The organism is Streptomyces sp. NBC_00341, from assembly GCF_041435055.1.
In the GTDB taxonomy this organism is placed as follows: Bacteria; Actinomycetota; Actinomycetes; order Streptomycetales; family Streptomycetaceae; genus Streptomyces.
Map to the genome: position 1 here is coordinate 3,853,552 of NZ_CP108002.1, position 18,887 is coordinate 3,872,438.

Sequence of the window (18,887 nt, forward strand, 5' to 3'; positions counted from 1 at the left end):
CGAACGCTACTGCCGCCTGCCGCCTTACTCTGGGCGCGTGCCAAAGACGAAAAAGGCGAAGCCGGACAAAGTCACGAAGAAGCAGAAGACGAAGCAGGAGATGCGGCAGACGGAAGCAAAGGGGCCCGACGGGTCCGACGAGACGGGGATCGACTTCGCGCGGGCCTGGGTGGAGTTCCCGGACCCCGCCGACGACGAGCAGGTCTTCCGCTGCGATCTGACCTGGCTGACGTCGAGGTGGACCTGCATCTTCGGCAGCGGCTGCCAGGGCATCCAGGCCGGTCGCGCGGACGACGGGTGCTGCACGCTGGGCGCCCACTTCTCGGACGAGGACGACGAGAAGCGGGTCGCGGAGAACGTGGCCCGGCTGACGCCCGATCTGTGGCAGTTCCACGACGTGGGCACGGGGTCGGGCTGGGTGCAGACCGATGACGACGGGGAGCGCCAGACCCGGCGCTGGGAGGGTTCGTGCATCTTCCAGAACCGGCCCGGCTTCGCGGCCGGAGCCGGCTGCTCGCTGCACATCCTGGCGCTGCGGGAGGGCAAGGAGCCGCTGGAGACCAAGCCGGACGTGTGCTGGCAGCTGCCGGTGCGGCGTACGTACGACTGGATCGACCGGCCCGACGACACCCGGGTGCTCCAGGTGACGATCGGCGAGTACGACCGCAGGGGCTGGGGTCCCGGCGGCCACGACCTGCACTGGTGGTGCACGTCCGCGACCTCCGCGCACGGGGCCGGTGAGCCGGTGTACGTGTCGTACCGCCCCGAGCTGACCGAGCTGATGGGCAAGGAGGCGTACGACCGGCTGGTCGGGCTGTGCGAGGAGCGGCTCTCCTCACTGCTGCCGATGGCGCCGCACCCGGCCGATCCGGCGTAGTACCTGCGGTTTTCGGAGTTACGGCTTCCGGATTTACGGCTTCCGGGGGCCGTTCCGCCGGGTGGCGCGTCAGTTCGCCGGGGGCGGGACGCTCGGGGTCTCTCCCGGGCCGGTCGGGTCCGGCGGGTCCGGGGACGGGCTCGGCCCGCCCGGGTCCGTCGGTGTCGTGGTGGGGTCCGTCGGGTCCGGCGTCGGGTCCGTCGGGTCCGGTGTCGGCTCCGTGGGATCCGGTGAGGACGGTGACGGGTCCGACGGCACCGGCGGGCGCGGGTGGACGGAGCGGCTCGGCTGCGGGAGGTCCGAGGGGTGCGGCCTGACGCCCGACGGGCGCCTCCCGCCGTTGCCGTGGATCGCGACGACAGAGCCCGACGGGGTGAGCGCGACCCGTGCCGTCCAGCGCGAGGCGGGTTCGCGCCCGTGGTCGACGAGGACGCGGATCGTGACGCTGCCGCCCGCCGCGAGCTTCCCGGAGGCGCTGCTGAGGCGCAGCCAGGACGCGCCGGTGCGGGCCGACCAGGCGACCGGGCCGGCCTTGGACGCGGTCAGCGTGATCATCGTGGTGGAGCCGTAGGGGCGCGCCTCGACGGTGAGCCCACCCCCGCGGTGCCGTCCCCCGCCGGGCCCGGACCGCGTGTCGACGCTGATGACCTCGGCCGAGACGTCCGGGCGGCCGTCGTCGTCGGTGAAACGGGAGCCGGACTCGGGGGTGGCGTTGCCGGCGTTCTCGTAGCGCTCGTACGGATCGCCGCTGCCGCTGCCGTCCGTCTCGGTCGCGGTGACCGAGGCACCGTCGTGCCCCTCGCCGGTGAGCGGTGCGCCCCGGTAGGCGGACCACAGGGCGATCACCGGGGCGGCGACGACCGTGGCGACCACCGTCGTCGTCATGACCCTGGACCGCAGCCGGTCCCGGCGCGCGGCGTGGTCCTTGGGGTCCATCGGGAAGCCCGCCCGGTCGAACCGCGGAGTGGCGGACCGATTCTTCTGGTGCTTCTGGGCATGGATCATCGCCACGTAGGCGGACGGGCGCGGTGCCTCGACGACCGCCAGCGCGGCGGCCGGGGTGACGGCCGCGCCCGGCCACGGGCCCTCGGCATCGGCCCGCTCCGCGGTGCGTCGGCAGCGGGGGCAGTCGTCCACATGCCGTACGAGCTCGCGGCGCAGGGTGGCGGAGAGCAGCACGCGCCGGTCGCCGGTGAGCCGGCCCGCCGCGGGGCAGCCGCCCGACCCGACGACCGCGAGGGCGGCCCTGGTCCGCTCGACCTCGCAGGCGGCCGCGGCCAGGAGCTCCCTGGCGGCGGCGGTCTCCAGGCCCAGGACCGCCGCGACCGCGACCGGGGTGAGCCGGTGCCGTACCGCGAGCTCCAGCGCCTCCCGCTGTTCTGGGGTGGTGCCGGCGGCCTCGGGCCAGGCCAGCTGCGCCAGCTCGCGGCGGTGCGCCTCCGCGGCCGCGGGGCTCTCGGAGGCGAGGGCGGGGGCGGGGGCCGGGGCCGGGGCCGGCTGCGGCAGCACGGAGCGGGACGGTGTGGCCGGCGCCTTGGAGGTGTGGGCGGCCACGGGGGGCGTACGCCGTCCCGTACGCGCTCCCTGGACGGCCTGGGCGCGACGGTTCCCCTTCGCCGCCCCGGCCCTGTCGTGCTGACGGTGGGCCTGGCGGCCCTGCTTCTGTTCGGTGAGCCTGCGCAGGCACGTCCACCTGGCCAGCGCGTACAGCCAGGTTTTACGTTCCTCCTCGTCCGAGGGACACCGCCCGCCCTGCCGTTCGGCCAGCGCGAGCACCCCGCCGAGCGCGTCGGTGGCGGCGTCGTGGTCGCAGAGCACGGAGAGGCAGTAGGTGAACAGACCGTCGAGATGCGGTTCGTAACGGGCAGGCGGCTTCTTCGGTGAGGACTGGGGCGCACGGTGCTGCGTCCGGTGTGCGCCGGGGGTGCTCGCGGGTGTCTCCAGCCTGCTGCTCGTCACCTTGCGACCGTAGGCAGAACGGGGCCCGGCCCTGGCGCCCCTTGGGTAGATTTAACCCTTTCGGGTGAACGTATCGCGTGAAAGCGGACAGGATCGGGCGGGATTCCCGGTTCCCGGCGTCCCGACGCGAAGGGGGCGTACGCCCGTGCACGTCCCGTCCCCCGAACGGGCGTACGTCCGTGGGCGCCCCGTCCCCCGTACCGCGCCGGACGGCACTGTCCGAGGTCACCTATACGGTGGCGCCATGGCCACCCGTACGAAATCCGCGAAGGACCGGCCGTCCTACCGCTGCACGGAATGCGGCTGGACGACCGCCAAGTGGCTCGGCCGCTGCCCCGAGTGCCAGGCGTGGGGGACGGTCGAGGAGTTCGGCGGCGCCCCCGCGGTACGGACCACGGCGGCCGGCCGCGTCTCCACCGCGGCGCTCCCGATCGGCCAGGTGGACAGCAGGCAGGCCACCGCCCGCTCGACCGGCGTCGGTGAGCTCGACCGGGTGCTGGGCGGCGGTCTGGTGCCCGGTGCCGTGGTGCTGCTGGCGGGCGAGCCGGGCGTGGGCAAGTCCACCCTGCTGCTGGACGTGGCGGCCAAGGCCGCGAGCGACGAGCACCGCACGCTCTACGTCACCGCGGAGGAGTCCGCCAGCCAGGTCCGGATGCGGGCCGACCGGATCCGGGCGATCAACGACCATCTGTACCTGGCCGCGGAGACCGATCTGTCGGCGGTCCTCGGCCACCTGGACGCGGTCAAGCCGTCCCTGCTGGTCCTGGACTCCGTGCAGACCGTGGCCTCGCCCGAGATCGAGGGCGCGCCCGGCGGGATGGCGCAGGTCCGCGAGGTCGCCGGGGCGCTCATCCGGGCCTCCAAGGAGCGCGGCATGGCCACCCTCCTGGTCGGCCACGTCACCAAGGACGGGGCGATCGCCGGGCCCCGGCTGCTGGAGCACCTGGTCGACGTGGTGCTGTCCTTCGAGGGCGACCGCCATGCCCGGCTCCGGCTCGTACGCGGCGTGAAGAACCGGTACGGGGCGACCGACGAGGTCGGCTGCTTCGAGCTCCACGACGAGGGCATCACCGGCCTCGCGGATCCGTCCGGCCTCTTCCTCACCCGGCGCGACGAACCCGTGCCCGGCACCTGCCTGACCGTCACCCTCGAAGGCAAGCGCCCCCTGGTCGCGGAGGTGCAGGCGCTCACGGTCGACTCGCAGATCCCTTCGCCCCGGCGCACCACCTCGGGTCTTGAGACGTCCAGGGTGTCGATGATGCTGGCGGTACTGGAGCAGCGCGGCCGGATCAGCTCGCTCGGCAAGCGGGACATCTACAGCGCGACGGTCGGCGGCGTGAAGCTCACGGAGCCCGCCGCGGACCTCGCGATCGCACTGGCCCTGGCCAGTGCGGCGAGTGACACACCGCTGCCCAAGAATCTTGTGGCGATCGGTGAGGTGGGGCTCGCGGGCGAGGTCAGACGGGTCACGGGGGTCCAGCGCAGACTGGCGGAGGCGCACCGTCTGGGCTTCACACACGCGCTGGTGCCGACCGATCCGGGGAAGGTCCCGGCCGGTATGAAGGTCACGGAAGTCGCCAACATGGGCGACGCGCTGAGAGTCCTCCCGCGCCGGTCTCGTACCCAGGCCCCGCAGGAGGACGGCGCACGCCGGTAGACTTTGCCCTGGTCTCGCCCGTCCGTACGAACGGTACGAGGGACGTGGGGTGTTTCGTTCGGATCGTGCCCGATCCGGAGGAGGGGCCCCGAGGGCACCGCAAACCTGTGACCGGAGGAGTGCAGTGGCAGCCAGCGACCGGGCAGCATCGCCCGGAAAGTCCGGCCAAGGCACCGGTAACGAGGCGCTGATGCGCGCCTCGTTGACCGCCGTCGCGCCCGGAATGGCCCTGCGGGACGGCCTGGAGCGCATTCTCCGTGGCAACACCGGCGGGCTGATCGTGCTCGGCATGGACAGGACCGTCGAGTCGATGTGCACCGGCGGCTTCGTGCTGGACGTGGAATTCACCGCGACCCGGCTGCGAGAGCTGGCCAAGCTCGACGGGGCGTTGATCCTCGACAAGGACATGACCAAGATCCTGCGCGCCGGCGTGCAGCTGGTCCCGGACGCCTCCATCCCCACCGAGGAGACCGGCACCCGCCACCGCACGGCGGACCGGGTCTCCCGGCAGTGCAGTTTCCCGGTCGTCTCGGTATCGCAGTCGATGCACCTGATCGCGCTGTACGTGCACGGGCAGCGCCGGGTCCTGGAGGAGTCCGCCGCGATCCTCTCGCGTGCCAACCAGGCCCTCGCCACCCTGGAGCGCTACAAGCTCCGGCTCGACGAGGTCGCCGGCACGCTCTCCGCCCTGGAGATCGAGGACCTGGTGACCGTCCGGGACGTGACGGCCGTCGCGCAGCGTCTTGAGATGGTGCGCCGGATCGCGACCGAGATCGCCGAGTACGTGGTGGAGCTGGGCACCGACGGCCGGCTCCTCTCGCTCCAGCTCGACGAGTTGATCGCGGGCGTGGAGCCGGAGCGCGAGCTGGTCGTGCGCGACTACGTGCCGGAGCCGACCGCCAGGCGGTCGCGCACGGTGGCGGAGGCGCTCACCGAGCTGGACGCGCTGTCCCACACCGAGCTGCTCGAACTGCCCGTCGTGGCGCGGGCCCTGGGTTACAGCGGCTCCCCCGAGACGCTGGACTCCGCGGTCTCGCCGCGCGGCTTCCGGCTGCTGGCGAAGGTGCCGAGGCTGCCCGGGGCGATCATCGACCGGCTGGTGGAGCACTTCGGCGGTCTGCAGAAGCTGCTCGCGGCGAGCGTGGACGATCTCCAGACGGTGGACGGGGTCGGGGAGGCGCGGGCGCGCAGTGTGCGCGAGGGCCTGTCGCGGCTGGCCGAGTCGTCGATCCTCGAACGGTACGTGTAGCGGTACGGATGCGGGGCGGGGGGCGTACGCCCCCCGCCCCGCATCCGTGTGTCCTTCGGCGGGTCAGTCCTTCGCGAGGACGAACGAGGCGCGCTGCACGGGCTCGCCCGGTGCCTTGGCCTCGACCAGGTACGTACCGGGTCCGGCGTTCCCCGGCGGCGGCGTCGCGCACTTCGGCGCGCTCTTGGCGCGGTTCCACTCCACGGTGTGCACGACGGTCGCGCCCGCCGGGACCTTCAGCAGCACGGTGGCCGCGTTGCGCGGGCAGTCCTTGGAGGACCACACCTCGTTGTCGTCGCCACCGGCCTCCGTGATGGTGAGCACCGTGCTCTTCGGGCCGAGGTCGGCCTTGCAGTCGGTCGCGGAGGTGTTCTTGGCGATCAGCCGGAACTTCGGCTTCTCGCCGGGCGCGTAACTCACGTCGCTCTTGAGGGTCAACTGCAGTGCGCCGGCGGTGCAGTCGGGGACCGAGGAGCCGGCCGGGAGCCGCTGTCCGGCGGTCGTGCCGCTGCCGCCGGAGCTGCCCGAGCCGGAACCCGAACCGCTGCCGGAGCCGCCGTCGGAACCGGAACCGGCGCTGTCCGAGCCGCCGTTGCCGCTGCCGGAGCCACCGGAACCGCCCGAACCGGAGCCTCCGCTGCCGCCGCCGTCCCCGCCGGAGCCGCCCGACTCGTCGCGCCCGCCCGGCTGTTCGCTGATCGCCGGGCCGGATCCCGAGGGCCCTGGCGTGATCGCGTCGGTGGGACCGGAGCCGGGGCCCCTGGAGTCGTCGTGGTCCCCCTTGCCGCCACGGGAGGTGACGGCCCATACGACCAGCAACGCGAGCAGCGCGATCAGCGTCGCCGCGACTGCCCTCCGTCGCCAGTAAATGGTGGAGGGAAGCGGCCCGATCGGATTACGCAAAGATCCCACGGCGCAAACTCTACGAGAGATCCGCCCCAACTCCCGCCCCACCCGCCGCCCAGATCCCAAGTTTTGCGGATCATCATCCTGGGAGGGCGTATCCGCAACCCCGGGGACCGCGCCGTGCGGCCACTTGCCGCAACCGGGTCCGGGGGGTGCGGCCAGTTGCCGGACCGGAGGTCAGGCGGCGCGGGGACAGACGGGTGGCACTATCACTCCAAGGGCTCTTATGAGGGGCGACACCCCCGTGCACCGGTCCGTCGTCTGCCCTTCCGTGCCAGGATCGGACGTGCGATGACTGCCACCACAGCGACACAGACGCCCCCCGCCTCCCTCCACACCCCCGTCATCGGGTGGTTCGACCAGCACGCCCGCGATCTGCCCTGGCGCCGCCCCGAAGCGGGCGCCTGGGGTGTGATGGTGAGCGAGTTCATGCTGCAGCAGACCCCCGTCAACCGGGTCCTCCCGGTCTACGAACAGTGGCTGGCCCGCTGGCCGCGCCCCGCCGACCTCGCGGCCGACCCTCCCGGCGAGGCGGTCCGCGCCTGGGGCCGGCTCGGCTACCCCCGGCGAGCGCTGCGGCTGCACGGGGCCGCCCAGGCAATAACGGAACGGCACGGCGGCGACGTACCGAGCGAGCACGCCCAGCTGCTCGCGCTGCCCGGGATCGGTGAGTACACGGCGGCGGCCGTGGCCTCGTTCGCCTACCGGCAGCGGCACGCCGTCCTCGACACGAACGTCCGCCGGGTGTTCGCACGGGCCGCGAGCGGCATCCAGTACCCGCCGAACGCGACCACCGCCGCGGAGCGCAAGCTCGCCCGCGCGCTGCTGCCCCAGGAGGACGAGCGGGCGGCCCAGTGGGCCGCCGCCACGATGGAGCTCGGCGCCCTCGTCTGCACCGCGAAGAACGAGGACTGCGCGCGCTGCCCGATCGCGGAGCAGTGCGCCTGGCGGCTGGCCGGGAAGCCCGCGCACCAGGGGCCGCCGCGCCGCGGCCAGACGTACGCCGGTACCGACCGGCAGGTGCGCGGCCGGCTGCTCGCCGTGCTGCGCGAGGCGGTGACCCCGGTGCCGCAGTCGGCGCTGGACGCCGTGTGGGACGAACCGGTGCAGCGGGCCCGCGCCCTGGACGGGCTGGTCGCCGACGGACTGGTGGAACCGCTGGCCGGTGGCCAGTACCGGCTGCCGCTGACCTGACGGCCGGGCGGGGATCTTCCCCGCCCGGACCGCCGGCAGCCCCAGAGGGGGCCCTTTGCCCCACTCCTCCTGCGCTGTTACACAACCGATGGGCAGCCGTGCGTCGGCGTATGGCTGCTCCGCACAGCCTCGTGACAACCGCTCCGTAGCGTCACCGACGTCAGCCCGACGACCAAGCGGCTGGCAGCGGTACTACGGGGATCCACGGGGATGGAGGCGGTTGTTATGGCGCAGGGCGAGGTGCTCGGATTCGAGGAGTACGTGCGTACCCGGCAGGAGGCGCTGCTGCGCAGCGCACGCCGGCTGGTCCCCGACCCCGTGGACGCGCAGGACCTGCTGCAGACCGCCCTGGCGCGTACCTACCGCCGCTGGGACGGCATCGCCGACAAGTCCCTCGCCGACGCCTATCTGCGCCGCGTCATGATCAACACCCGGACCGAGTGGTGGCGGGCCCGCAGGCTGGACGAGGTCCCCACCGAGCAGCTCCCCGACGCCAGCATCGAGGACGGCACCGAGCAGCGCGCCGACCGCGCCCTGCTGATGGACGTCCTGGGCGTGCTGGCTCCCAAGCAGCGCAGCGTCGTCGTCCTGCGACACTGGGAGCAGATGAGCACGGAGGAGACGGCCGCCGCGCTCGGTATGTCGGCCGGTACGGTGAAGAGCACGCTGCACCGTGCCCTGGCGCGGCTGCGCCAGGAGCTGGAGAGCAGGGAAGAGGCGGCCAGGGAGGCCCGGATCCGCGAGGACCGGGAGCACCGCCCGGCCGCCCGTGCCGCGTCGGCCACCGCTCCGGTACGGACCCGGAGCGCGGCGCAGGGGATCGGGCGTCATGACGAGCGGGGGCGGGAGCGGTGCGCGGCCTGAAAGGCAGCGGTGACGGCGGCGGCGCGAGCGACGACGCGGTCACCGACGGGGGAAGCGGCGGGAGAACAGGCGCGGGGCGCGGACGGCGGCTGACCGGATGGGCGGCGAGCAGTACGGCTCTGGCCGGGCTCGCCGTCGTCGGGCTGTTCGCCGTGAGCTGCTCCACCGGTGGTACCGGCACCCGCGACGAGGGCCCGGCGGGCACCCAGCCGGTCGTGCGGATCACGCCGACCGCCACGACGCCGTCCAGGGCGAAGCCGACCCCGCGGGTCGACGCCGTCGCCCTGCTCAAGGCGGACACGAAGGTGAGCGAACGGGTCCGGACGGATCTGAAGCCCTGCACCGGTGACGAGTACCCGGTGGACACCTCGTACGGGAAGCTGACCGGCGGCCCCGGCGCCGACGTGGTCGTGAACGTGATGACCTGCGGCGATTCGGTGGGCGTCGGCACCTATGTGTACCGGCCCCGCGCCGACGGCACGTACGAGAACGTCTTCACCACCGAACAGCCGGCGGTCTACGGGACCATCGACCGAGGTGATCTGGTGGTGACGACCCAGGTCTACGGGAAGAAGGACTCGGTCGCCTATCCCTCGGGCGAGGAAGTGATCACGTACCACTGGGCGAACACCCGGTTCAGCGAGACGGACCGGGTGCGCAACGACTTCAACCGAGCCGTCGGTGCCGGGGAGGGGGACTTCCCGGAGCCCACGGAACCGACGAAGAACTGAGAGCTTTCCGATGGCCGAGACCCATGTCCTGTTCGTCGAGGACGACGACGTCATCCGCGAGGCCACCCAGCTGGCGCTGGAGCGGGACGGCTTCGTGGTCACCGCGATGCCCGACGGGCTGCGGGGCCTTGAAGCGTTCCGGGCCGACCGGCCCGACATCGCGCTGCTCGACGTGATGGTGCCCGGACTGGACGGGGTGAGCCTGTGCCGCCGCATCCGGGACGAGTCGACGGTGCCCGTGATCATGCTGTCTGCCCGTGCCGACTCGATCGACGTGGTGCTCGGTCTGGAGGCCGGCGCCGACGACTACGTCACCAAGCCCTTCGACGGCGCGGTGCTGGTCGCCCGGATCCGCGCCGTGCTGCGCCGCTTCGGCCACGCCTCGGGCAGCGGACAGGGCGGCGCCGCCGGTACGGAGGACGCGCCGGAGGGCGGGGTGCTGGTCTTCGGCGACCTGGAGGTCGACACCGAGGGCATGGAGGTGCGCAGGGCCGGCGAGCAGGTGGGCCTGACGCCGACCGAGATGCGGCTGCTGCTGGAGTTCTCGTCCGCGCCCGGCACCGTGCTCTCCCGCGACAAGCTGCTGGAGCGGGTCTGGGACTACGGCTGGGGCGGTGACACCCGGGTCGTGGACGTCCATGTGCAGCGGCTGCGCACGAAGATCGGCCAGGACCGGATCGAGACGGTCCGCGGCTTCGGCTACAAGCTCAGGGCATGAGGCGGCCGTCCCTGCGGACGAGTGTCCGCTGGAAGATCAGCATCGCGATCGCCGCGGTCGGCGCCCTGATCGCGGTCGCGCTGAGCCTGGTCGTGCACAACGCGGCCCGGGTCTCGATGCTGGAGAACGCCCGCGAGGTCCAGCTGGAGCGGCTGACCTACGCCCAGCTGCTCTACGAGGCGAAGAAGACGAAGAAGGCCGACCCCCGGTTCGGCGCGAAGATCAACGATCCGACGATGCCGCAGAGCCTGCGCCAGGAGACCCGGAAGAACCGGCGTGCCACCCATGTGGAGGACGGCGGCGGGGTGCCGGACGTGTGGGCGGCCGTGCCGCTGGCCAACGGTGACGTGCTCTCGCTGCACACCCGGTTCGCGGACCGCTCCACCACGATCATGGGCGATCTCGACCGGGCCCTGATCATCGGCTCGGTCTCGGTGGTCTTCGGCGGCTGCGCGCTGGGGGTGCTGATCGGCGGTCAGCTGTCGCGCCGGCTGCGCAAGGCGGCGACGGCGGCCGGAAAGGTCGCGCAGGGCAATACGGAGGTCCGGGTCCGGGACGCCGTCGGCGGTGTCGTGCGGGACGAGACCGATGAGCTGGCCGGTGCGGTGGACGCGCTGACGGACGCGCTGAACGAGCGGATCGAGGCGGAGCGCCGGGTCACCGCGGACATCGCGCACGAGCTGCGCACCCCGGTGACGGGGCTGCTGACGGCGGCCGAGCTGCTGCCGCCCGGCCGCCCCACGGAGCTGGTACGGGACCGGGCGCAGGCGATGCGCACCCTGGTCGAGGACGTGCTGGAGGTGGCCCGGCTGGACAGCGCGTCGGAGCGGGCCGAGCTGCAGGAGATCGCGCTGGGGGACTTCGTGAGCCGCCGGATCGCGCTGCTGGACCCGGACGTGCGGGTCCAGGTGGTCCATGAGTCGTGGGTCAGCACCGATCCGCGCCGGCTGGAGCGCATCCTGGGCAATCTGCTGGGCAACGCCGCCAAGCACGGCTCCACCCCGGTGGAGGTCACGGTCGAGGGCCGGGTGGTCCGGATCCGCGATCACGGTGCGGGGTTCCCGGCGGCGCTGCTGCGGGAGGGGCCGAGCCGGTTCCGTACCGGATCGACCGACCGGGCGGGCCACGGGCACGGTCTCGGGCTGACGATCGCGGCCGGTCAGGCGCGGGTGCTCGGCGCCCGGCTGACCTTCCGCAACGCCGCTCCGGAGGGCTCGGTGCCGGGCGTGGGCGGGGCGATCGCCGTGCTGTGGCTGCCCGAGCACGCGCCGACGGACACCGGGAGCTACCCGATGCTCCAGTTCGCCGAGCAGCGCGCTCCCCGGCCGAACGGCAGGACGGCCGCGAGCAGCGGCAAGGACCACGGCCGCGGGCCCTCGGAGAGCTGAGCGGTACGCCCGGGTGCCCGGCCGGCCCCGGCAACGGAAAGGCCCCCGGGGCGCACGCGGTACATCGCGTGCGCCCCGGGGGCCTCTTCGTACGGCTTGGCCGCCATGACGGCTACACCGCTACGGCTACACCATGCTCTCGGCCGGGTCCGGGGCCGCGCCGCGCAGCGGGACCTCCTTGACGAAGAGCGCCGCCACCAGGGCGACCACTCCGACAGAGGCGCCCACCAGGAAGGCGATGTGGGTACCGGACGACACCGCGAACTCGTACGCCTCGCGCACCGGCACCGGCAGCTTCGCCAGGCTCGCCGCGTCCAGCTGGGCGGAGTGCGAGGTGGCTCCCCCGCCGCCGCGGGCGGCCATCTCGTCCTGCACCCGGCCGGTGAACAGGGCGCCCATGATCGCGACGCCGAAGGAGCTGCCGAGCGTACGGAACAGGGTGGTGGCGGACGAGGCGACGCCCATGTCCTTCAGCTCGACGCTGTTCTGCGCGACGAGCATCGTGATCTGCATCAGGAAGCCCATGCCGGCGCCGAGCACCGCCATGTAGATGCCCGAGGTGAGGCGGGTGGTGCCGGTGTCCATCGTGGAGAGCAGGAAGAGTCCGGCCACCATCAGGATCGAGCCGATGATCGGGAAGATCTTGTACCGGCCGCTGTTGGTGGTGACGCGCCCGGCGATCAGCGAGACGACCATCATCGAGAGCAGCATCGGCAGCAGCAGGAGTCCGGAGTTGGTCGCGGACGCGCCCTGGACGGACTGCTGGAACAGCGGCAGGAACAGCACCGCGCCGAACATCACGAAGCCCGCCATGAAGCCGACCACGGACATCAGCGTGAAGTTGAGGTTGCGGAAGATGTGCAGCGGGATGATCGGCTCCGCGGCCTTCGTCTCGACGAAGACGAAGCCGGCCAGCGAGGCGACACCGATCGCGATGAGCTCCATGATCACGGCGGAGTTCCAGTCGTACTCCGAGCCGCCCCAGGTGGTCACCAGCACGATGGCGGTGATGCCGACCGTCAGCAGCCCGGCCCCGAGGTAGTCGACCTTCGCCTTCCTGCGCTCCCGCTTGGGGAGGTGCAGTACGGCGGTGACCATGGCCAGGGCGACGATGCCCAGCGGGATGTTGATGTAGAAGGCCCAGCGCCAGCCGAGGTGGTCGGTGATGGTGCCGCCGACCAGCGGTCCGCCGATCATCGCGATCGCCATGACACCGGCCATCAGGCCCTGGTACTTGCCGCGCTCGCGGGGCGGCACGAGGTCACCGATGATCGCCATGACGCCGACCATCAGACCGCCGGCGCCGAGGCCCTGGATCGCCCGGAAGCCGATCAGCTGGCCCATGTCCTGGGACATGCCGCTGAGGACCGAGCCGATCAGGAAGATCACGATGGACGTGAGGAACATGCCCTTGCGCCCGTACATGTCGCCGAGCTTGCCCCAGATGGGCGTGGAGGCCGCGGTGGCAAGGGTGTACGCGGTCACCACCCAGGACAGATGTTCCAGCCCTCCGAGGTCGCCGACGATCGTCGGCATCGCGGTGCCGACGATCAGGTTGTCGAGCATCGCCAGCAGCATGGCGATCAGCAGGGCGACGATCACCACCCGGACGCTGCGCTGCTGCGGCTCGCTCTTCGGCGCGCGTTTCGGCTTGCCGCCGGCCGCCTTCCCACCCGTCGCCGTCTTCAGGTCCGACATGTTCCCCAACTCCCCTGATCCCCTGCTCACCGGGCCCTTACTTGCCGCCCGGCTAGTTGACTACACTGGGGGAAAGTACCCCCGCAACTAGCCGGGCGTCAAGTAAGTATGGGGAGAGCACCATGAGCAGCACGACGCAGCCGCGCCGGGGCAACACCCGCCAGCGCATCCAGGACGTCGCTCTGGAACTCTTCGCCGAGCAGGGCTACGAGAAGACCTCCCTGCGGGAGATCTCCGAGAAGCTGGACGTCACCAAGGCCGCCCTCTACTACCACTTCAAAACCAAGGAGGACATCCTCGTCGGCATCTTCGAGGACCTCAACCGGCCCGTCGAGGAACTGATCGCCTGGGGCCGGGAGCAGCCTCGCACCCTGGAGACGAGGAAGGAGATCCTCGCCCGCTACAGCGACGCGCTGACCACCGCCGCCCCGCTCTTCCAGTTCATGCAGGAGAACCAGGCGACCGTGCGCGACCTGAGCATCGGCGTGACGATCAAGGGCCGGATCCTGGCGCTCGTCGACCTGATCAAGGATCCGGAGGCGCCGATGATCGACCAGGTGCGGTGCTTCAGCGCGCTCTTCACGATGCACGCCGGCATGTTCGCCCTCAAGGACGTCGACGGCGACCCCGAGGACAAGCGCAAGGCCGTCCTGGAGGTCGCCGTCGAACTGATGACTCAGGCGCACGACCCGGGTGCCGCGAGGTAGCGGACCGGGCCGGTGCGGGTCAGACGTGGACACCCACCTTGTGCAGGTAGTTGACCGGGTTGATCGCGGAACCGTAGTTCGCGGTGTTCCGGATCTCGAAGTGCAGGTGCGGGCCGCTGGAGTTTCCGGTGTTGCCGGAGAGGGCGATCTTCTGCCCCTTCTTCACGTGCTCGCCGATGTGCACCTTGATCTTCGAGAGGTGCGCGTACTGCGAGTACCGGCCGTCGCTGTGCTTGATCACGATGGCGTTGCCGTACGCGGGACCGTCGCCGCCGCCGTTCGGGCCGGCCTTCACGATGGTGCCGGTGTGCGCGGCCTCGACCTTGGTGCCGATCGGCACGGCGAAGTCCTGGCCGGAGTGCTTGTGCGCCCAGCGGCTGCCGTCGTTGCCGAAGCTCGCGCTCAGCTCGTAGTGGTGGACCGGGGTCTCCCAGCGAAGCTTCTTGGCGGCCTTCTTGGCCGCCTTCTTCCTGGCCTCGGCCTTCTTCTTGGCCGCCGCGGCCTTCTTCTTCGCGGCGTCGGCCTTCTTCTCGGCCGTGTGCTTGGCCGCCTTGCCCTGCGCGGCCGCCTGCTCGGCGACCGAGTCGGCCGTGGCGGTGCTCGCCAGGCTCGCGGCGTGGGGGGTACCCGTCGTGCCGGCCGCGAACGCAGCGCCCGCACCGAGAACCATCGACGTCCCCAGACCGGCCGCCACCACGGCGCCGCGCACACGGGAGGCGGACGGGCGGTGGGAGTGCTTGAACGTAACGCGCTTCGACATAAGCGGAAGACCTCCGGGATGACTGGACCCGGCACATCCGCCGGGCTGGCTATCCCTTGGTAACCCGCCACCCCGCCGGTGCTCAAACCCCCCATCTACGAAGAAAAGCCGTAGCCGCCGCCCCGGGAATTCGCTTCCGCGGGTCCCGGACCCGGACCTCTGGCGAGCCGTCGAATCTCTTCGCCTCTCTTCGCGCGAAGACGTTTAAGCCCAGTTCCAATCCACCCCAAACGGACATGACCCCGCTTTCTGGGCACTTCATCCCGTAGCTCCCAAGGTCCCGCCGGGCGCAGGGCCGAAGGTCCCTCCGGCGATCATGGCGCGTGCTCCTAGGCCGGCTAGTAGGCCTCTGAAGGGCTGTGCGCCTTGTCACCGCCGGTGGGACCAAAGGCTGTCCGTTTCGGGACCTTCGGCAGGCAACCTGACTACGCTGGCACGGCGAGAACCGAACAGCTCCGGGGGGACGGCACATGACCGGAAACACCGCAGGTACGGGCGGAAACAGCGGCGGCGGGGTTTCGGGCAGCGGACGCCACGACGGCATCGAGCTCGCCGACGCCGTCGAATCGGTCCGCAACCAGCTCATCGAGGCCGCCACCCGGGGCACCGGCCGCCCGCTGTCCTTCGAGGTCGGCGACATCCAGATGGAGTTCACCCTGGAACTCCGCAAGGAGGTCAAGGGCTCCGCCCGGGTGAAGGCCTGGGTGGTGGAGGCCGGCGCCGACGCGGGCCGCGCCACCGGCCACACCCACAAGGTCGCCTTCACCCTGCGACCGCGTGACGCCACGACCGGCGAGGCCTGGCAGATCGGCCACGAGGCCGACGGCAGTACCGAACGGTTCGGCGCCGGCGGCAGTACCGACCGGCCCGGCGCCGATGGCAGTACCGACCGGCCCGGCAGCGGCGGCGGTACCGACCGGTTCGGCCAGGGGCGGCCCCGGCCGTGACGGCCATACCGCCCACGGACCGCACCGTCGTGGTCCTGGGCGCCGGCTCCGTCCAGGGCAGCGGTGTCCTGCTCACCGACCGGCTGGTGCTGACCTGCGCCCACGTCGTCAAGGGCAGCGCCCTCTGCTCCGTCGCGCACCCGGGCCTCGCCGGACACACCGCCTCGGCCGTCGTCTGGATCGACCACGGCCTCGACGCCGCCCTCGTCCGGACGACGGCCCCGCTGCTCCCGGCAGAACCGGTACGGCTCGGCGTCCTGCACAGCAGCCAGGCGCTCACCGGCTGCGAGCTCACCGGCTTCCCCGACGTGCAGCGCCACGGCCCCGACGAGCACCTGGAGGCCGACCAGTACACCGCCACCGTGCTGCCCGTGGCGGGCCGCCCGCGCAATGTGCTCGTCTGCGAGCTGGACGGTCCGCCCGCCGGGCCGGACCGCGAGCCGCCCGCGCTGCGCGGGCTCTCCGGCGGACCGGTCTTCGCGGGCAGCGTCCTGCTCGGCATCGCCCGGCAGATCCCGCCGCGGCGCGGGGGCCGCCGGGTGGAATGCGTACCGCTCGGTCCGCTCCTGGCCTCCGAGCCCTTCCGGCTGGTGTACCACCGGCAGAGCGGCGCCGAACCCCACCACGAACAGGTCCACGGGCACTTCCCCAAGGACCTGCGCTACGAGGAGGAGTACGCGGCCGCGCTCGGCGCCGCGTACCGGCGCACCAAGATCTTCGGGCTGGACGAGCTCGGCCGGCACGACTCCGAATGGGACCTGGACACCGCCTACCTCAGCCTGGAGGCCCAGCCGCGCGACCGCTCCGCGGCGCCCGAGGAGCCGCGCCCCGCACCCCGGCGCGTCGACGCCCTGCTCGCAGAGCGCCCCCGGGTGCTGCTGCGGGGCGACGCGGGGGCCGGGAAGACCACCCTGGTCTGGTGGCTGGCGGCGCACGCCTCCGCCGGCACCCTCGGGCCGAAGCTGACGGCGCTCAACGGGCTGGTGCCCTTCGTCGTCCCGCTGCGCACCCTGCGGGCGCGGGGCGGCGCCTTCCCGTCCGTCGGACAGCTGGCCGCCGCCGCCTCGACAGCCGTCGACGACCCGCCGGAGGGCTGGACCGGGCGGGTCCTGGAGGCGGGCCGCGGGCTGCTGCTCGTGGACGGCCTGGACGAGGTCCCGCCGGACGAGCGCGAGGCCGCGTACGACTGGCTGTCCCGGCTGCTGCGCCGCTACCCGGCGACCCGCTGCGTGGCGACCGTGCGCCCGCACGCGGTCGCCCCGGACTGGCTGGCCTCGGAGGACTTCGAGGAGCTGCGGCTGCTGCCGATGCGGAACGAGGACATCGCGGCGTTCGTCGCGGCCTGGCACCGGGCGGCCCGGCTGGACGACCCGGACCACGCGGCACTGGGCGAGCTGGAGCGCGATCTGGTCCGGCAGTTCGACACCAACTCCACCCTGAGCAACCTGGCCCGCACCCCGCTCCTGTGCGCCGTGATCTGCGCCCTGCACCGGCGGCGCCAGGGCCTCCTGCCGGAGACCCGCTGGAGCCTGTACGACTCGGCGCTCACCATGCTGCTCGGCAACCGCGACAAGCGGCGTCGGATCGACGCTCCCGAGGGCATCACGATGAACGTGGACGAGCAGGCCGAACTCCTCCAGCGCATCGCGATCTGGCTGGTGCGGGGCGGCCAGACGGAGCTGGACCGCGAGCAGGCGCTGCACCAGCTGGAGCAGGGGCTGCGGGGCATGGAACAGATCCGGCGCCAGGGCGCGGCGCCGGAGGTCCTGACCCATCTGCTGAACCGCAGCGGCGTCCTCCAGGAGCGGGCCGACGGCGTCTACCAGTTCGCCCACCGGACCTTCCAGGACTTCCTCGCGGCGAAGGAGTTCGTCGAGGGCGGCCACCTCCACGAACTGATCGGCCGGGCGGACTCCCAGCAGTGGCAGGACGTCATCCTGCTCGCGGCGGGCCACTGCGGCCGGCGGGAGCACCCCGCCCTGATCAACGGAATCCTGGACGCCCGGGCGAGCCCGGACAGCAGTGTCACGGTCCATGAGCTCTTCGTCCTGGCCGCGCTGTGCGCGCAGCACGCGACGTGGCTCGACGACACGACGCGTGCCAGGGTCTCCGAGGCGGTGGCGTCGCTGTTCCCGCTCCGGTCCAGGCGGGAGGTCCGGCAGATCGCCCGGCTCGGCCCGGCCGGCCTGCACTGCCTTCCGGAGCCGGACGACCCGGGCCTCGGGGCCAACGGCATCGTTCACATCGCGCACGTGATCACAGAGGTCGGCGGCGCGGAAGCCGTCCCGTACGCCCGCCGGTGGCTGCTCGCCCACCCCGAGCTGGGCCCGGCGTTCCGGAACTGGGACAGGTTCCCGGCGGACCTCTACGCCCAGCAGGTCCTCTCCACGATGGATCTGGCGCGCCAGAATCTGATCATCAGCTCGCTGGACCAGCTGACGGCGCTGCGCCACCTCCCGGCCGTCACCGAACTGAGCATCAGCGGCGACTTCACCTCGTCGGAACTGCGGGCCGGGCTGCGCGGCAGGCCATGGAGCTGCCTCGACCTCTGGCAGAACACCGCGCTGACGGACCTGTCCTTCCTGGCCGACGCGGCCGGAACACTGACGGAGCTGTCATTGACGGACTGCCCGAACGTTCAGGACCTCGGCCCGCTCGGCGGACTCCCGAGACTGCACCGGCTCGACCTGGACATGAGCTGCCTGCCGCTCAGCGCCCTGCGGGCCACGGCCGCGAGCGAGGTCCTCACTCTCAGCCTCGACAGCCTCAGAACCCCGCAGCTGAGCGACATACCCGCTCACCCGGGGGTGTCCACACTGGTCCTCAAAGGCGAGCGCCCGGTGATGATCGACACGCTGCACGGCTGGGACGGCCTGCGCGACCTCGATCTGTTGTCCCCGACGGCGGTGCCTCCCCTCTGCGTCGCCCTGGCTGAGTCCCCTCAGGTGACGCACCTGACCGTACGGTCGGACGCCTCCGAGTTCCTGGGCGCGGCCGTCGTCCCGTCCGTCACCGAGCTCAGGCTCGAAAGGGTCGGAGAGCTGCCTGACCTGAGTTCGCTCCCCCGGGTCTTCCCCTCACTGGACACGCTCTGGCTCAGGGCCTTCTCCCGCGACCAGGCCATCGATCTGACGCCGCTGGAAGCCCTGGCGGGGCTCATGGTCGAAGCCGGCGGCTTCCGCGAGGTGTCCGGCGGCTGGGGGCTCGTCGTGCTGCCCTGAGCACACGCGGA

15 protein-coding genes are annotated in these 18,887 nt (G+C 72.2%); 11 read left to right on the forward strand and 4 right to left on the reverse strand.

Features of this window, described 5'->3' with window-relative positions; translation table 11 throughout:
• Positions 1 to 37: 37 nt before the first annotated feature.
• Positions 38 to 877: a hypothetical protein gene (locus OG892_RS17320; RefSeq protein ID WP_327337595.1), complete on the forward strand. Its 840-nt coding sequence runs from the start codon at positions 38 to 40 to the stop codon at positions 875 to 877.
• Positions 878 to 946: 69 nt separating this feature from the next.
• Here the strand turns inward: OG892_RS17320 and OG892_RS17325 are convergent, their stop codons facing one another.
• Positions 947 to 2,836, reverse strand: a complete 1,890-nt coding sequence (locus OG892_RS17325; protein ID WP_371629636.1) for a hypothetical protein — start codon at positions 2,834 to 2,836, stop codon at positions 947 to 949.
• Between the two features lie 244 nt (positions 2,837 to 3,080).
• Between OG892_RS17325 and radA the strand changes: the two genes are divergently transcribed.
• Positions 3,081 to 4,493, forward strand: coding sequence for a DNA repair protein RadA (radA, locus tag OG892_RS17330; RefSeq protein WP_073733698.1), 1,413 nt, complete (start codon positions 3,081 to 3,083; stop codon positions 4,491 to 4,493).
• A 124-nt stretch (positions 4,494 to 4,617) separates the two neighbouring features.
• The gene (disA, locus tag OG892_RS17335; RefSeq protein ID WP_327337597.1) at positions 4,618 to 5,742 is read left to right on the forward strand and encodes a DNA integrity scanning diadenylate cyclase DisA; all 1,125 of its coding nucleotides are present in this window, start codon (positions 4,618 to 4,620) and stop codon (positions 5,740 to 5,742) included.
• 63 nt (positions 5,743 to 5,805) lie between these two features.
• Here disA and OG892_RS17340 read toward each other — a convergent pair whose 3' ends face one another.
• A complete protein-coding gene (locus tag OG892_RS17340; RefSeq protein WP_371629637.1) occupies positions 5,806 to 6,654 on the reverse strand; it encodes a hypothetical protein in 849 nt (282 codons plus the stop codon).
• A 285-nt stretch (positions 6,655 to 6,939) separates the two neighbouring features.
• Here OG892_RS17340 and OG892_RS17345 point away from each other — a divergent pair, with 285 nt between their 5' ends.
• The 5 genes from OG892_RS17345 to cseC all read left to right on the forward strand — a co-directional run bounded on the left by OG892_RS17345 (position 6,940) and on the right by cseC (position 11,543).
• Positions 6,940 to 7,842 carry an A/G-specific adenine glycosylase gene (locus OG892_RS17345; RefSeq protein ID WP_073733696.1) on the forward strand — a complete coding sequence of 301 codons (903 nt, stop codon included), beginning with the start codon at positions 6,940 to 6,942 and terminating at the stop codon, positions 7,840 to 7,842.
• Positions 7,843 to 8,067: 225 nt separating this feature from the next.
• Positions 8,068 to 8,706 (forward strand): SigE family RNA polymerase sigma factor, encoded by a 639-nt coding sequence (locus tag OG892_RS17350; protein WP_327340623.1) that lies wholly within the window; start codon positions 8,068 to 8,070, stop codon positions 8,704 to 8,706.
• Positions 8,694 to 9,437 (forward strand): hypothetical protein, encoded by a 744-nt coding sequence (locus OG892_RS17355; protein WP_073733694.1) that lies wholly within the window; start codon positions 8,694 to 8,696, stop codon positions 9,435 to 9,437. The genes OG892_RS17350 and OG892_RS17355 overlap by 13 nt, the downstream gene beginning before the upstream one ends.
• A 10-nt stretch (positions 9,438 to 9,447) precedes the next feature.
• Positions 9,448 to 10,155, forward strand: coding sequence for a two-component system response regulator CseB (cseB, locus tag OG892_RS17360; RefSeq protein ID WP_328866560.1), 708 nt, complete (start codon positions 9,448 to 9,450; stop codon positions 10,153 to 10,155).
• Entirely contained in the window at positions 10,152 to 11,543 is a 1,392-nt protein-coding gene (gene cseC, locus OG892_RS17365) for a two-component system sensor histidine kinase CseC (protein ID WP_073733692.1), read from the forward strand. Before cseB ends, cseC begins: the two co-directional genes overlap by 4 nt.
• A gap of 126 nt (positions 11,544 to 11,669) precedes the next feature.
• Here the strand turns inward: cseC and OG892_RS17370 are convergent, their stop codons facing one another.
• The gene (locus OG892_RS17370; protein ID WP_328866559.1) at positions 11,670 to 13,241 is read right to left on the reverse strand and encodes an MDR family MFS transporter; all 1,572 of its coding nucleotides are present in this window, start codon (positions 13,239 to 13,241) and stop codon (positions 11,670 to 11,672) included.
• A 122-nt stretch (positions 13,242 to 13,363) separates the two neighbouring features.
• Between OG892_RS17370 and OG892_RS17375 the strand changes: the two genes are divergently transcribed.
• Positions 13,364 to 13,948, forward strand: coding sequence for a TetR/AcrR family transcriptional regulator (locus OG892_RS17375; RefSeq protein ID WP_073733690.1), 585 nt, complete (start codon positions 13,364 to 13,366; stop codon positions 13,946 to 13,948).
• Between the two features lie 19 nt (positions 13,949 to 13,967).
• Here the strand turns inward: OG892_RS17375 and OG892_RS17380 are convergent, their stop codons facing one another.
• Positions 13,968 to 14,708: a M23 family metallopeptidase gene (locus OG892_RS17380; RefSeq protein WP_073733689.1), complete on the reverse strand. Its 741-nt coding sequence runs from the start codon at positions 14,706 to 14,708 to the stop codon at positions 13,968 to 13,970.
• Positions 14,709 to 15,178: 470 nt separating this feature from the next.
• Here OG892_RS17380 and OG892_RS17385 point away from each other — a divergent pair, with 470 nt between their 5' ends.
• A complete protein-coding gene (locus OG892_RS17385) occupies positions 15,179 to 15,655 on the forward strand; it encodes a trypco2 family protein (protein WP_371629638.1) in 477 nt (158 codons plus the stop codon).
• Positions 15,652 to 18,876, forward strand: a complete 3,225-nt coding sequence (locus tag OG892_RS17390; protein ID WP_371629639.1) for an NACHT domain-containing protein — start codon at positions 15,652 to 15,654, stop codon at positions 18,874 to 18,876. Before OG892_RS17385 ends, OG892_RS17390 begins: the two co-directional genes overlap by 4 nt.
• The last annotated feature ends 11 nt before the right edge of the window (positions 18,877 to 18,887 follow it).

What these genes read in the sequence shown, in the direction of transcription:
- radA (WP_073733698.1), top strand. Translation starts at nt 3,081, where the DNA reads ATGGCCACCCGTACGAAATCCGCGAAGGACCGGCCGTCCTACCGCTGC.
- OG892_RS17345 (WP_073733696.1), top strand. Translation starts at nt 6,940, where the DNA reads ATGACTGCCACCACAGCGACACAGACGCCCCCCGCCTCCCTCCACACC.
- OG892_RS17350 (WP_327340623.1), top strand. Translation starts at nt 8,068, where the DNA reads ATGGCGCAGGGCGAGGTGCTCGGATTCGAGGAGTACGTGCGTACCCGG.
- cseB (WP_328866560.1), top strand. Translation starts at nt 9,448, where the DNA reads ATGGCCGAGACCCATGTCCTGTTCGTCGAGGACGACGACGTCATCCGC.
- cseC (WP_073733692.1), top strand. Translation starts at nt 10,152, where the DNA reads ATGAGGCGGCCGTCCCTGCGGACGAGTGTCCGCTGGAAGATCAGCATC.
- OG892_RS17370 (WP_328866559.1), bottom strand. Translation starts at nt 13,241, where the DNA reads ATGTCGGACCTGAAGACGGCGACGGGTGGGAAGGCGGCCGGCGGCAAG.
- OG892_RS17375 (WP_073733690.1), top strand. Translation starts at nt 13,364, where the DNA reads ATGAGCAGCACGACGCAGCCGCGCCGGGGCAACACCCGCCAGCGCATC.
- OG892_RS17380 (WP_073733689.1), bottom strand. Translation starts at nt 14,708, where the DNA reads ATGTCGAAGCGCGTTACGTTCAAGCACTCCCACCGCCCGTCCGCCTCC.
- OG892_RS17385 (WP_371629638.1), top strand. Translation starts at nt 15,179, where the DNA reads ATGACCGGAAACACCGCAGGTACGGGCGGAAACAGCGGCGGCGGGGTT.